This window comes from Alphaproteobacteria bacterium US3C007 (genome assembly GCA_034423775.1).
Classification (GTDB): Bacteria; Pseudomonadota; Alphaproteobacteria; order Rhodobacterales; family Rhodobacteraceae; genus Thalassovivens; species Thalassovivens spotae.
Genome location: CP139918.1, coordinates 2,357,262 through 2,370,403, shown reverse-complemented (window position 1 = coordinate 2,370,403; position 13,142 = coordinate 2,357,262). Strand labels below are relative to the sequence as shown.

Genomic DNA, 13,142 nt, shown 5'->3' with positions numbered 1-13,142 from the left:
CTTGCGCCAAGCCAGATTGAAAAAAGGACTAAATGTGACACGCTATAAAGTGTTTGCCGGGGCGTGCTTAACCCAATTTATCGTAATCGGTTTTTTGTTTTCTTACGGGGTGTTTTTCAGCGCGTTTGAAACGGAATTCGGATGGTCACGGACGCTGCTGTCAAGCTGCTCGGCATTGGCATTTTTCGTCATGGGGGTGTTGGCGATTATCGCGGGGCGCCTCTCTGATCGCTATGGCCCTCGGCTGGTTTTAGGCTTTACCGGGCTGATGTATGGGCTTGGATTTATTTTAATGTCCCAGATCACGCAGCCGTGGCAATTGCTCATGATCTTCGTCATCTTTATTGGCTTGGGAATGGGCACCCATGATGTTGTAACCCTCTCAACCGTGGCGCGTTGGTTTCCAAACGGGCGCGGTTTCATCACTGGTTTGGTAAAACTGGGAACCGCCGCGGGGCAAATGATCTTGCCCCCGATCACTGCTTTTTTGATCCTTAGCTATGGTTGGCGCAGCAGTTTGGTGATTTTAGGCCTGTTGGCAGCGATCACCCTTCTGGCAGCCGCCATGTTAATGTCGCGCCCGCAAAACGCGCAGCCGACAGCCGCGCAAGCCGAGCTTACAACTGCCTCGTTTCAAAACGCCAAACGCAGTTTGACGTTTAAAAAGCTTTGTCTGATACAATTTTTATTTTTTCCCACCTTGATGACAATCCCAACACATATTGCGGTTTATGGCATAGATTTGGGGATGACGGGCGCGCACGCGGCCCTGTTGCTAACTGTGATTGGCGCAGCCAGCATGGCCGGCCGGCTGGCAACGGGGTATTTCCAAGATCGCTTGGGCAGCCAAGCGGCCTATAGCGCCTGCTTTATCCCCATTTTAATCAGTCTTGGCGCCTTGCTTTTATGGGACAATCATACCGCTTTATTCGTTTTTATGGCGCTTTACGGTTTTGGCCATGGCGGTTTTTTTTCCGTCGTTTCCCCCACCGTTGCGGATTATTTTGGGATGCAATCGCATGGGGCGCTGTTTGGCATTATTTTGTTTTTTGGTACGATCGGGGGCGCCATTGGGCCGATACTTGCCGGCATGGTGTTTGATTATTCAGGAAGTTATGACAGCGCCTTTTTAGGCTTGGCCGTTCTGATGGCTTTGGGATTGATTTTGGTGCTCACGCTGCCAAAAACCAAAGCCGCAGCCGCTTAGGCAAACCGAAAAAGCTTAGTTCATCAGCCGCCTGCGCGCCGCATCAAAGCGGTCTTTGATGAAAGCAAATTTATCATCTGGATCGTCGATCGGCAGATCCTCATTCACCGCCCAAGCAATATGATACATATAGCTTTTTAATTCGCTCTGAAACGTTTCGGGCAAAGCCTCGTAATAGGTGTTTACATCACCCAAAAAGCTACGCATGAAACTAGGAATATGAACCTCTTGGTGCTGCATTGTGATCCCCTGATCGCCTTCAACACCTTATATACGGCCAAAACTTTGCGATATTTAGAGATCCGCTGCGGTTCACAAAAATCGACCTCTTTTGCCAATTTTCATCCAAACATGGCCCGCTAGGCGGCAGCCCCCGCAACCTGTAAAGAATGGCCCATTTTCTGCGCCATCAGGCAAAGCTGCGCTCCGATTTGAGCACGGCGTTCTTTGGTGAAGCGGCGCACCGGCCCGGTGGCGCCAATGCTGTAAAGCGCTCCGACCGATCCGATTTGCACCGGTGCAGCAACCGACGACACACCCAGTTCGATTTCTTGCACGCATTCGGCATAGCCGCTGCTAAGGATCTGATCAAACTCGCGCGATAGGCTTTGCGGATCACAGCGCGTATATTCCGTAAAGGACCGCATCGGGCCAGATAAAATCTCTTGTCGAAACGGATCATCCGCAAAGGCTGCGATGACTTTTGAGCATGAACAAGCATGCATCGGGCGAAATCCGAGCCCAGGATGCACGAATGAGCGCTTTGCATCGCCCGGCACTTCTACGTGGATAATTTCAACGCCCGTATTGCGAAAGCGCGATAAAAAAACCGCCTCGCCCAAATCATCTGCCGCGCGCTGCAATGTTGGCGCGGCGCTGCGGCAAATATCCACATCTGTTTGCCCCAAAATCGCCAAGCGCACCAAGCTTTCTCCAACGATGAACCGCCCTGAAGACACCTCATCCAGCAATTGCTCCACCTGCATTGATTGCAACAAACGATAGCAGGTCGGGCGCGGCAGATCGGTCAATTGCTGCACTTCTGAGGCCGTGATTGGCCGGCCCGCCGTGGCCACAGCCTCCAATACTTTCATCACGCGCGCCAAATGCATAATTTCTCACTTTACAGACATTTGTCTCATGTAATAAGAATTGCTTGCGAAAAGTCAAGCACCTCGAATCGGTTAGGAGAATAAAATGGAATGTTGCGGCCCCGGATATGCCTCCCCTGCCGAAGCGATGCAGGCACCTCGAGAAAAGCTGTTATACACAATCGCCATCTACACCGGCACGGGCATCCAAAAACCGGATTATCTGGCGACAATCGATAATGATCCTGACAGCCCCACCTATTCGCAAGTGATCAGCCGCTGCGAAGTGCCCGGGATTGGCGATGAACTGCACCATATGGGCTGGAATGCCTGTTCTTCTTGCTTTGACGACGCCTCAATGGAACGTAAATATCTTTTGGTGCCCGGCGTGCGCTCTTCCAATATCCATATCATCGATTGCGCCACAGACCCGCGCAATCCAACGCTCTTCAAGGTGATTGATGGGGCCGATATCAAAGCCAAAACCAATCTCAGCGCACCGCATACAATCCATTGCTTGGGTTCGGAAATTATCATTTCAATGCTGGGCGATGCGCAAGGCAACGCACCAGGGGGCTATTTACACCTCAATAAAGACTTCGAAATCGTTGGACGTTGGGAAAACTCAATGGGCGATATCAAATTCGGCTATGATTTTTGGTATCAACCGCGCCACAACGTGATGGTAAGCTCTGAATGGGGTGCGCCCAATACCTTTATGCCCGGTTTTGATCTGGAAGAAGTGGGGCATCTTAAATATGGCCGCGAAATCCATTTTTGGGATTTTGAAAAGAAAGAGCCGATCAAAAGCATGTATTTGGGTGAAGATGGATTGATCCCATTGGAAGTGCGTTTTCATCACGATCCGGACAGTTCGCATGGCTTTGTCGGCGCCGCGCTCAGCGCAAACATCATTCATTGGTGGAAAGATCAAAACGACGAGTGGCAATGGGAAAAAATTGTCGATGTTGAAAATGAACCTCATCCGGAATGGCCGATCCCAGTACCCGGGGTGATTTCGGTAATTCTTTTATCGATGGATGATAAATATCTCTACCTGTGCAATTGGTTGCATGGCGATATACGCCAATATGACATCAGCGATCCACACAATGCAAAACTGACCGGCCAGGTGTGGATGGGGGGCTTGCTGGGCAAAGCACCAGAGGTGAACGGCGTAAAAGTCACCGGCGGGCCGCAAATGATTCAGCTCAGCCTGGATGGTAAGCGGCTCTATGTCACCACCTCTTTGTTCAGTACGTGGGACAATCAGTTTTATCCAGAAATCCGAACCAATGGTGGCTGTATGTTGATGGTGAATTGCGACACTGAAAATGGCGGCATGGAAATTGACCCGAATTTCGTGGTGGATTTTGGCAAAGAGCCCAACGGCCCAAGCCGGTGCCACGAAACCCGCTATCCCGGTGGCGATTGCACAAGCGATATCTGGCTATGATGCATAAAATCACGTTGGCAAACCGCGATGGCGCCACCTATGAGGTGGATCATCGCAAACCGCTGCTAGACAGCCTGCGCGACCAAGGCGTTGATTTGCCTTATGGCTGTAAATATGGCGGTTGCATCACCTGCGCGGCTAAGCTTACCGATGGCCGCGTGAATCAAGCGCCGCAAGTGGCGCTGAACAATCGCCAGATTACGGATGGCTATGTCATTTTATGCGTCGCCCGCCCGCTCAGCGATTGCACGTTGGAAATTGGCGTTGAAAGCCATGACAAGCTCTATCGCAACCCCTTCTTGGATCCGCTTGCGCCGCATGAATTGAAAGCCGATATCGCCACAAAATTGGAGAAAGCTCCATGACCTATATGGACCACGATGCCCCTTATCCGGATGCGTATTTAAATGACATCCTATCCTCGGTTAAAACCATCGCTATGGTCGGAGCCAGCCCCGATAAAACCAAGTTCAGCTATGGCGTCTTAAGGGTGCTCAGCGAAACCGGCTATGATATGATCCCCATCAACCCGCGCCCCGGTTTGGAAGAAATCCGCGGATTAAAAGTTTACCCATCACTGGATGCAATTGACCGCCCTGTGGATATGGTGGAAGTGTTTCGTCGCCCCGAGGATTTATTGGGAATCGCCCGCGAAGCAATTGCCATCAAGGCCAAAGTGCTTTGGGGACAAATCGGTGTCCGCAATGATGACGCCGCGCGACTTGCCGAAGAGGCGGGGATGAAAGTGGTAATGAACCGCTGCCCAAAAATAGAACTTTTCCGGCCCTTTTGGAAACCCAAACTGCATTTAGGAATTTAACCATGGCGCAAAAAATAACCAAAGGTATCAAAAAATTGCTCGCAGAAGCCAACGCTGTCGTGCCCAGTATATCCGTTGAAGAGGCCGCCGGCCTATTAAACAGCCAAGATCACGTCTTCATCGATTTACGAGATATTCGCGAGCTGCAGCGCTCGGGAAAAATACCAAATGCTTTTTCTTGCCCGCGCGGGATGTTGGAGTTCTGGATTGATCCAGAAAGCCCCTACCATAAAGAGCTGTTCAACCAAGATAAAACCTATGTGTTTTATTGTGCCAGCGCTTGGCGGTCAGCCTTAAGCGCACAGGTCGCGCAGCAAATGGGCTTATCTCCAGTCACACATATTGCTGGGGGTTTCACGGCCTGGCAAAAAGCCGCTGCGCCAATAGAGCCGGTGGAAAAGAAGTAATGCGCCACCCCGCGCCTGCCTTATAGTAAACCAGAGTAATCATAGCGAAAGCGAGGCCGTGTAAATGGCGGATTTTGGCGAAAACCCAGATCAGGGGAAATTCTGGAACGAAGCGTCTGGCCTGTCTTGGGTGGAAAATGACCGTTTGATGAGTGAGCGGCTGGAAACCATCAGTCAATTGCTTCTTGAAAATTTGGATCTTCACCCATCCAGCAAGATTCTTGATATCGGCTGCGGCAGCGGCACCACCACGCTTGCGCTTGCAAAAGGCGCACCGCCAAGCGTGCAGATTACCGGCTTGGATATTTCAAAACCGCTTTTAGATTTAGCCGCGCAGAAATGCGCGGAGCATAAGAACATCAACTTTGTCTTGGCCGATGCGCAGGCGCATCGCTTTGCGGTGCAAAAACTTGATACGGTGATCTCACGATTTGGCGTTATGTTCTTCGAAAACCCGGTGAAAGCCTTTCAAAACATCAAATCCGCACTGCGCGTTGCAGGCAGGTTACGCTTTGTTTGCTGGGCACCTTTGGAGGAAAACGAATTTTTTTACGCGCCATTGCAAGCCGTGTTGCAACATACAGATCAGCCTTTCATCGCCCCAGGTCGCGCGCCTGGGCCTTTGGCGTTCAGCGATGCTGCTTATCTGCGCGGCCTGCTTGAAGAGGCCAGTTTTCAGCAGGTTGAGATCGCAAAAACACCCACAGAAGTGACCACTAAAGACAGCCCCGAAGAAGATGCCAAGCTGCTGATGCAGATCGGCTTTGCCACGCGAATTATGACTGCGGCCGAATTGGGGGAGGCTGCGCGCGCTGAAGTCTTCCGCTCGATGCTGGCGCAATCCGCGGCGCGCCAGAAAGACGGCAAAATTTCTTATGGCGCTACGGTTTATATCGTAACCGCGCACGCTTAAAAAACCGATCCAAAGCGCGCCGAAGCCAGGTTACAAAGGGGCAATATCTCCTGCCGCCCTCTGAGCATGGAACTCGGCTTCAAAACTCGCAAAACGACCAGCCGCAATAGCCGCACGCATATCGGCCATCAAATCCTGATAATATTGCAGATTATGCCAGGTGAGCAGCATCCCCGAAATCATTTCTTGCGAACGAAAAACATGATGAAGATACGCCCGCGAGTAATTCTTGCAGGCCGGGCAACTGCAGGCGCTGTCAAGCGGGCGCGGATCGTCCTGATGACGGGCGTTTTTGATATTCACCACGCCTTGGCGGGTAAAAGCTTGCCCCGTGCGCCCTGAGCGCGAGGGCAATACGCAATCCATCATATCGATGCCCCGTTTCACCGCGCCCACAATATCATCCGGTTTGCCGACCCCCATCAGATAGCGCGGCTTATCCTGCGGCAACATATCAGGGGCATAATCAAGCACCGAGAACATCGCCTCTTGACCTTCGCCAACCGCGAGCCCGCCAACCGCATAGCCATCAAACCCAATGGCCTTTAAAGCTTCGGCGCTTTCTGCACGCTGCTCAGGGAACACGCTGCCCTGCTGGATACCAAATAAAGCATGCCCCGGGCGATCCCCGAATGCCTCTTTGGAACGCGCCGCCCAGCGCATCGACAATTGCATGCTGTCTAAGGCGGTTTTCTCGTCCGCAGGAAAGGGCGTGCATTCATCAAAACACATCACAATATCGCTGCCCAAAAGGCGTTGGATATCCATCGAGCGTTCAGGAGTAATCTCGTGCTTGGATCCATCAACATGCGATTTGAAGGTAACGCCCCGCTCAGTCAGTTTGCGCAAACCAGCCAAAGACATCACTTGAAACCCGCCACTATCGGTAAGAATTGGGCGCTGCCAATTCATAAAATTGTGCAAGCCCCCCAAAGCATCCACCCGCTCGGCCCCCGGCCGCAGCATCAAATGATAGGTATTGCCAAGCAGAATATCTGCCCCCGTTGCCGCCACGCTTTCCGGCATCATCGCCTTCACCGTGGCCGCCGTGCCCACTGGCATGAAGGCAGGCGTGCGGATTTCGCCTCTCGGAGTCGAAATTTTTCCCGTCCGCGCTTTGCCATCGCTTGCCGCAACCGAATATGAAAACCGATCCGTCATTCTTCTACGTTACCACCTCTTACAGCCATTTGGCCCCAACACCCGCATCCAGCTTTTGGACACTTAGGCCGACCCAATTTTTCAGCCTTCTTAACAAACAAAGCCCACCGCTAATAGGGTGGGCTTTGATACAGATTATCGATAAAATCGAAAAAATCAGTTGTCCTCAAGCGCCTCGACTGCCGCTTGCAACGCATCCTTCGTTACCGTCTTTTCAGTAATTGTTGCTAGTTCAAACACATAATTCACAACTTTATCTTCAAAGATGGGCGCGCGCATCTGTTGCTGCATAGCTTGGTTTTGTTGCACAAATTCAAAAAACTGCCGCTCTTGGCCCGGATATTGTTGGGCCTGTTGCATGATGGCTTGCGACATTTCAGCATCGGTCACTTCGATGCTGGCTTTCATGCCGATATCGGCCAACAGCAAGCCAAGACGCACCCGGCGTTCGGCAAGCGTGTTATGTTCGGCAGTGGCCTCGACTTCGTCATGATCGTGCCCTTCGACCTCAGGGTTGTCTTCATGCCAAAGTTGATGCGCAATTTGTTTTGCCTCGGCTTCGACCAAGGAAGGTGGCAAATCGAAATCTACCATTTTATCAAGCGCGTCCAGCAGGCCCCGTTTGGTAATAGCCCGAGCCGCGCCGGCATATTCATTTTCGAGCCGCTCGGACACTTGGGTCTTCAACGCCTCTAGATCATCGGCTCCAAATTTAGTGGCCAGTTCGTCGTTTATTTCCGCAGCAACCGGCTCTTGCACCGATTTCACTGCGCATTTGAACAATGCGTCTTTGCCAGCCAAATTCTCGGCGCCATAATCGCCCGGGAACGTCACGTTAACGTCTAGTTCTTCACCGGCTTTCGCGCCCACAAGCTGATCTTCAAACCCTGGGATGAAGCTGTTTGAACCCAAAACCAAAGGATAATCTTCGGCAGAGCCACCTTCAAATTCTTCGCCATCCACCGAACCAACGAAATCAAATACCACTTGATCGCCATCTTTGGCTTTCGAGCCTTTTCTACGGTCTTTAAAATTCTGCGATGATGCGGCCAGGTTGCCCAACGCCTCATCGACGCTGTCCGCATCGGCTTTCGCCACCATACGCTCAAGCTCAACCGTTTTGAACTCAAGCTCGGGAATCGTTGGAAGCGCTTCATATTTCAGGTCGACGTGAACATCGTCGCCCTCTTTCCAATCTTCGTTTGACATTTTAACGTCAGGCTGAAGCGCCGGCCGTTCACCGCTATCATCAAAATGCTGGTTCATCGCGCCATCGATGCTTTCCTGCATCGCTTCGCCCAGCAACCGCTTTCCAAACTGCTTTTTCAGCAGCGCGAGCGGCACTTTGCCCTTCCGAAAGCCCTTCAATTCAACTTCGGGCTGCGCTTCTGCCAATTTCTCATTGACCTTCGCATCAAGCTCAGCGGCGCTTACCACGATTGAATATTCGCGTTTAAGGCCTTCTTTGAGGGTCTCAGTGACCTGCATATCTATCTTGTCCTTTTAATATTTGGTGCGGGTGGAGGGACTTGAACCCCCACGCCTCGCGGCGCTAGAACCTAAATCTAGTGCGTCTACCAATTTCGCCACACCCGCAGTATTTTAAGGCTTGATTATGACAAACCCTTGAATTGCGAAACCCTCTATCAAAACATTTAAACAGATGCGAGCAGAAAATGAGCCTTGGTAAGCGACAATCAATTTACAGCTTCAACGAGGGCGAAGATGGCCCATGTTTCAGCCCCCTCGCCGGATGCAGACTTGTCCAAACCAAGACGCACGGAGCTTTGCCGGAATTCATTCAGTTACGGATGGGCGATTCACTTTTGATTAAATTTTAATCACTTTGATTAATTTTTAACCTTTGACTGCCCGATCAGCCCGTCGACGGGCGTGATTGAACGCTCATAGGATTGAGTATGTCGCCGCTCTATGTTCCTAGCAAGCAAACCTATTAGGGAGGCGAACGTGAAAAAAATTGAAGCCATCATAAAACCCTTCAAGCTTGATGAAGTGAAAGAAGCCCTGCAAGATTTGGGCGTCCAAGGGCTGAGCGTGATCGAGGTGAAAGGCTTTGGCCGCCAAAAAGGCCATACGGAATTATACCGCGGAGCCGAATATGTTGTCGATTTCTTGCCCAAGGTGAAAATCGAAGTTGTTTTGGATGACGATCAAGTAGATGGGGCCATTGAAGCCATCGTCCAAGCTGCAAAGACCGATAAGATTGGTGACGGAAAGATATTCGTTAGCCCAATCGAGCAATCCATCCGCATCCGAACCGGTGAAACCGGCTCGGACGCGCTTTAAACCCACTCAAGACAAAAGGAATTAGTGGAATGAGTACTGAAAGCGTTCTCAAAACCATCGCAGATGAAGATATTGAATATGTAGATATTCGATTTACGGATCCGCGAGGCAAGCTGCAGCATGTAACTGTGATGTCGGATCAAGTCGATGCGGACTTCATTGAGGAAGGGTTCATGTTTGATGGCTCTTCGATCGCTGGATGGAAATCAATCGAAGCTTCAGATATGAAATTGATGATGGATACCAACAGCGCGTATGTCGACCCGTTCTATGCAGAAAAAACGCTTTGCGTTCACTGCTCTGTGGTTGAGCCCGATACCGGGGAAGCGTATGATCGTGACCCGCGTGGCACGGCAGAAAAAGCGGAAGCCTATCTGAAATCATCAGGAATTGGTGACGTGGCTTATTTTGGACCGGAAGCCGAGTTTTTCCTATTTGATGATGTGCGGTTTTCAAATTCAATCAACAAAGTATCGTATGAAGTCGATGCGCTAGACGCCTCATGGAACACAGATTCTGAATATGAAGCGGGCAATTCAGGCCATCGCCCTGGCGTTAAAGGCGGGTATTTCCCCGTCAATCCCATCGATGACGGGCAAGACATCCGCTCTGAAATGCTATCGACAATGAAGCGCCTCGGCATGAAAGTTGACAAGCATCACCACGAAGTGGCCAGCTGTCAGCACGAGCTGGGCTTGATTTTTGGCAGCCTCACAGAACAGGCAGACGAGCTGCAGAAATACAAATATGTGATCCACAATGTGGCCCAAGCCTATGGCAAATCAGCCACATTCATGCCGAAACCCATCGCGGGCGACAACGGAACTGGCATGCATTGCAACATGTCGATCTGGAAAGACGGCAAGCCACTCTTCGCAGGCGACAAATACGCAGATCTCAGCGATGAGGCCTTATATTTCATCGGCGGTATTTTGAAGCATGCCAAATCTTTGAATGCGTTTACGAACCCCTCAACCAACAGCTATAAGCGGTTAATTCCAGGCTTTGAGGCGCCAGTTCTGCGCGCTTATTCGGCCAGAAACCGTTCTGGCTGCGTTCGGATCCCATGGACAGAATCGCCAAAGGCGAAACGCGTTGAAGCGCGCTTCCCCGACCCTTCAGCCAACCCTTATCTGTGCTTTGCGGCCCTGCTGATGGCTGGCCTTGACGGCATTAAAAACAAAACGCATCCGGGCGAAGCGATGGATAAGAACCTGTATGATCTTCCAGCAGAAGAGCTGGCCGATATTCCAACAGTGTGCGGATCTTTGCGCGAAGCGATGGAAGAGCTGCAATCAGATCATGATTATTTATTGGCAGGTGACGTGTTCACAAAAGATCAAATCGACGGCTATATTGAGCTGAAGATGGAAGAGATCGAAACCTATGAGCACACGCCGCATCCGGTTGAATTCGGCATGTATTACAGCTGCTAAAATGATGAGTGTATAAGGTCAAGAAGGGCGTCTTTTTTGGCGCCCTTTTTATTTTCAGCGGAATGAAACCGCGCTTACGCTTTATCTGCCTGAAAGGTTTGATTTCGCAAAACAAACGTATGAATGCCAAACACCACGGCACCAGTTTTGGGCAAACGGCATAAGGTTTGGCGTTCGCTGCGAATATAAGGGCCTGCGCCTTCTGACACGCCGCTGCGCGGATCGGCTTCCATGCGTGGATGAAACAGGTCAGGCGCATCATAATGCAGGTAATTGCACCGCCAAAGCGGCCGGCCAACTTGAATTCCATTGAACAAACGCTGCACGCGCTTTGTTATATTGGCATCATAACTCGGCACGGGCACATGGATCCTGGATAAAGGATGCATGAATTTTTCAGCAAGCGTCCAACTGGCGGGAAAACATAATATGGCCCCCGTCAATAGATGTTCTGCACCGCGCGGCTGCAAAAGGCAAAAATCATTTTGCAACGCGCGCGCCAAAGTGGCCAGCGGATCCTGATCATCGATCAAGACCAAGCGACCATCGGGGCAAATAATCCTATCTTTGTGTCTCTCAAATCCCAAATGGGCAGTGGCAAACCCAAGCGCCATCCCCAGCAATTCTTGCGCTGCCGCGAAAGCTTCTGGGGCTAAACGCAACACTTTGTCGCGCTGGTGTTTAAGTAGAGTTTCCCGCAGCTGGATTTGGGCCGAATAAGCCTCATCCACGATCAACCACGCCTCCGGCGCCAAAGGGGAAATCCCCGGTAGGGCGCCGTGATGTGACACGTCATAAGGCAACTCATTTTGTAAAATCTCAGTCATAAGGAACAGTTTTTGCCAAAACTGCGCGCCCTGCAAGTCGCAAACGCACAAACGCGATGTCGTAATTGTTTTTGACCCATTTCAAACCATGATTCAACGTAATGCAGACATTCGTTTTATTTACGCGGGGCTGCAAATGGGAAAGGTTTATCGAGACGGGCGCAAAATTGATCCGGCGCGGGGGGCGGTTTTGGGCGATAATACGCCCAATGATCAAAATCGCGTTGAAATCGGCCCGACGCAACTGGCCTATCAGGAATGGCAGCGGGCCGGATTGATCCTGCCCGATCTGCAAGCCATGCGGCGCTATCGGTGGAACCGCCTCACTCAGCATATCGTGGATCGTGATTACGGCGGGTTACTGATCTTTGATCCCTTAAACATTCGCTATGCAACCGACAGCACCAACATGCAGCTTTGGAACAGCCATAACCCGTTTCGGGCTGTGTTGATTTGCGCAGATGGCTATATGGTGATCTGGGACTACAAAAACGCCCCGTTTTTATCTGAGTTTAACCCGCTGGTGCGCGAGCAGCGCGCTGGCGCTGATTTATTTTATTTTGACCGTGGCGATAAGGTTGATATCGCAGCCGATGCCTTTTCAAATGAAATACGGCAATTGATCAAGCAACACGGGGGTGGCAATCGCCGGTTGGCGGTGGATAAAATCATGCTGCATGGGCTGCGCGCGTTAGAGGCGCAGGGCTTTGAAATAATGGAAGGTGAAGAGCTCACCGAAAAAGCCCGCTCGATCAAAGGTCCGGATGAAATTTTGGCAATGCGCTGCGCCTCGCATTCCTGCGAAACCGCTATCGCGGTGATGGAAAACACCGCGCGCGCAGGGGTGGCACAGCGCCAAATGAGCGAGGATGATATCTGGGCGGTGCTGCATGCTGAGAATATCCGGCGAGGTGGTGAGTGGATTGAAACGCGCTTGCTCACATCGGGCCCGCGCACCAATCCTTGGTTTCAAGAATGCAGCGGACGGATTGTGCAAAATAACGAAATTCTCGCCTTTGATACAGATCTCATTGGATCCTACGGGATCTGCGTTGATATCAGCCGAACATGGTGGATCGGAGATCAGAACCCGCGCCCAGATATGATTTCTGCTATGCAGCACGCCCATGAGCATATCATGCAAAATATGCAAATGCTCAAACCCGGTGTCATGATACCAGCGCTAACGAAGAACGCCCATAAGCTGGCGCCAGAATATCAAAAGGGCAAATATAGCTGCCTGATGCATGGTGTCGGCCTTTGCGATGAATGGCCTTTGATTGCCTATGCTGACACCTTCGTCGAAGGGGCTTACGATTATCCACTTGAAGCGGGTATGGTGCTTTGCGTTGAAGCTTTGGTCAGCCCCGAGGGGGGCGATTTTTCGATTAAGCTGGAAGATCAAGTTTTGATCACACCTGAAGGCTTTGAGAACCTATCGGCCTACCCGTTTGACCCAAGACTGATGGGCATAGCCTAGACAACAGACCGGGCCGAGCCCCGCATTAAAGGCCCGC

General features: G+C 51.3%; 14 protein-coding genes and 1 tRNA gene. 9 read left to right on the top strand and 6 right to left on the bottom strand.

Annotated features, from left to right (window positions below):
- Nucleotides 1-34: 34 nt before the first annotated feature.
- A complete protein-coding gene (locus UM181_11325; GenBank protein WQC61921.1) occupies nt 35-1,207 on the top strand; it encodes an MFS transporter in 1,173 nt (390 codons plus the stop codon).
- 15 nt (nt 1,208-1,222) lie between these two features.
- On the opposite strand, the gene UM181_11320 is transcribed toward UM181_11325, so the two are convergent.
- The gene (locus tag UM181_11320; GenBank protein WQC61920.1) at nt 1,223-1,447 is read right to left on the bottom strand and encodes a hypothetical protein; all 225 of its coding nucleotides are present in this window, start codon (nt 1,445-1,447) and stop codon (nt 1,223-1,225) included.
- Nucleotides 1,448-1,566: 119 nt separating this feature from the next.
- A complete protein-coding gene (locus UM181_11315; GenBank protein WQC61919.1) occupies nt 1,567-2,301 on the bottom strand; it encodes an IclR family transcriptional regulator in 735 nt (244 codons plus the stop codon).
- A gap of 103 nt (nt 2,302-2,404) precedes the next feature.
- Here UM181_11315 and UM181_11310 point away from each other — a divergent pair, with 103 nt between their 5' ends.
- The 5 genes from UM181_11310 to UM181_11290 all read left to right on the top strand — a co-directional run bounded on the left by UM181_11310 (nt 2,405) and on the right by UM181_11290 (nt 5,894).
- Complete coding sequence (locus tag UM181_11310) at nt 2,405-3,754, top strand: selenium-binding family protein (GenBank protein WQC61918.1); 1,350 nt, start codon at nt 2,405-2,407, stop codon at nt 3,752-3,754.
- Nucleotides 3,754-4,119 (top strand): 2Fe-2S iron-sulfur cluster-binding protein, encoded by a 366-nt coding sequence (locus UM181_11305; GenBank protein WQC64740.1) that lies wholly within the window; start codon nt 3,754-3,756, stop codon nt 4,117-4,119. The genes UM181_11310 and UM181_11305 overlap by 1 nt, the downstream gene beginning before the upstream one ends.
- Nucleotides 4,120-4,124: 5 nt before the next feature.
- The gene (locus UM181_11300) at nt 4,125-4,574 is read left to right on the top strand and encodes a CoA-binding protein (protein ID WQC64739.1); all 450 of its coding nucleotides are present in this window, start codon (nt 4,125-4,127) and stop codon (nt 4,572-4,574) included.
- Between the two features lie 2 nt (nt 4,575-4,576).
- The gene (locus UM181_11295; protein ID WQC61917.1) at nt 4,577-4,981 is read left to right on the top strand and encodes a rhodanese-like domain-containing protein; all 405 of its coding nucleotides are present in this window, start codon (nt 4,577-4,579) and stop codon (nt 4,979-4,981) included.
- A gap of 64 nt (nt 4,982-5,045) precedes the next feature.
- Entirely contained in the window at nt 5,046-5,894 is an 849-nt protein-coding gene (locus tag UM181_11290) for a methyltransferase domain-containing protein (GenBank protein ID WQC61916.1), read from the top strand.
- A gap of 30 nt (nt 5,895-5,924) precedes the next feature.
- On the opposite strand, the gene tgt is transcribed toward UM181_11290, so the two are convergent.
- The 3 genes from tgt to UM181_11275 form a co-directional block, all read right to left on the bottom strand.
- Nucleotides 5,925-7,055 (bottom strand): tRNA guanosine(34) transglycosylase Tgt, encoded by a 1,131-nt coding sequence (gene tgt, locus UM181_11285; GenBank protein WQC61915.1) that lies wholly within the window; start codon nt 7,053-7,055, stop codon nt 5,925-5,927.
- Nucleotides 7,056-7,211: 156 nt separating this feature from the next.
- Nucleotides 7,212-8,543, bottom strand: coding sequence for a trigger factor (gene tig, locus UM181_11280; GenBank protein ID WQC61914.1), 1,332 nt, complete (start codon nt 8,541-8,543; stop codon nt 7,212-7,214).
- Nucleotides 8,544-8,566: 23 nt separating this feature from the next.
- Nucleotides 8,567-8,651: transfer RNA gene (locus UM181_11275), tRNA-Leu, on the bottom strand.
- Nucleotides 8,652-9,023: 372 nt separating this feature from the next.
- Between UM181_11275 and UM181_11270 the strand changes: the two genes are divergently transcribed.
- Nucleotides 9,024-9,362, top strand: a complete 339-nt coding sequence (locus tag UM181_11270; GenBank protein ID WQC61913.1) for a P-II family nitrogen regulator — start codon at nt 9,024-9,026, stop codon at nt 9,360-9,362.
- Nucleotides 9,363-9,391: 29 nt separating this feature from the next.
- The gene (gene glnA / locus UM181_11265; GenBank protein ID WQC61912.1) at nt 9,392-10,798 is read left to right on the top strand and encodes a type I glutamate--ammonia ligase; all 1,407 of its coding nucleotides are present in this window, start codon (nt 9,392-9,394) and stop codon (nt 10,796-10,798) included.
- 74 nt (nt 10,799-10,872) lie between these two features.
- Here the strand turns inward: glnA and UM181_11260 are convergent, their stop codons facing one another.
- On the bottom strand, nt 10,873-11,625 hold the full coding sequence (locus tag UM181_11260; protein ID WQC61911.1) for a DUF3445 domain-containing protein: 753 nt from the start codon (nt 11,623-11,625) through the stop codon (nt 10,873-10,875).
- 136 nt (nt 11,626-11,761) lie between these two features.
- Here UM181_11260 and dddP point away from each other — a divergent pair, with 136 nt between their 5' ends.
- Nucleotides 11,762-13,105 (top strand): dimethylsulfonioproprionate lyase DddP, encoded by a 1,344-nt coding sequence (dddP, locus tag UM181_11255; GenBank protein WQC61910.1) that lies wholly within the window; start codon nt 11,762-11,764, stop codon nt 13,103-13,105.
- Nucleotides 13,106-13,142 lie beyond the last annotated feature (37 nt).

What these genes read in the sequence shown, in the direction of transcription:
- UM181_11260 (WQC61911.1), bottom strand. Translation starts at nt 11,625, where the DNA reads ATGACTGAGATTTTACAAAATGAGTTGCCTTATGACGTGTCACATCAC.
- tig (WQC61914.1), bottom strand. Translation starts at nt 8,543, where the DNA reads ATGCAGGTCACTGAGACCCTCAAAGAAGGCCTTAAACGCGAATATTCA.
- UM181_11290 (WQC61916.1), top strand. Translation starts at nt 5,046, where the DNA reads ATGGCGGATTTTGGCGAAAACCCAGATCAGGGGAAATTCTGGAACGAA.
- UM181_11320 (WQC61920.1), bottom strand. Translation starts at nt 1,447, where the DNA reads ATGCAGCACCAAGAGGTTCATATTCCTAGTTTCATGCGTAGCTTTTTG.
- UM181_11305 (WQC64740.1), top strand. Translation starts at nt 3,754, where the DNA reads ATGCATAAAATCACGTTGGCAAACCGCGATGGCGCCACCTATGAGGTG.
- tgt (WQC61915.1), bottom strand. Translation starts at nt 7,055, where the DNA reads ATGACGGATCGGTTTTCATATTCGGTTGCGGCAAGCGATGGCAAAGCG.
- UM181_11310 (WQC61918.1), top strand. Translation starts at nt 2,405, where the DNA reads ATGGAATGTTGCGGCCCCGGATATGCCTCCCCTGCCGAAGCGATGCAG.
- dddP (WQC61910.1), top strand. Translation starts at nt 11,762, where the DNA reads ATGGGAAAGGTTTATCGAGACGGGCGCAAAATTGATCCGGCGCGGGGG.
- UM181_11300 (WQC64739.1), top strand. Translation starts at nt 4,125, where the DNA reads ATGGACCACGATGCCCCTTATCCGGATGCGTATTTAAATGACATCCTA.
- glnA (WQC61912.1), top strand. Translation starts at nt 9,392, where the DNA reads ATGAGTACTGAAAGCGTTCTCAAAACCATCGCAGATGAAGATATTGAA.
- UM181_11315 (WQC61919.1), bottom strand. Translation starts at nt 2,301, where the DNA reads ATGAAAGTATTGGAGGCTGTGGCCACGGCGGGCCGGCCAATCACGGCC.
- UM181_11295 (WQC61917.1), top strand. Translation starts at nt 4,577, where the DNA reads ATGGCGCAAAAAATAACCAAAGGTATCAAAAAATTGCTCGCAGAAGCC.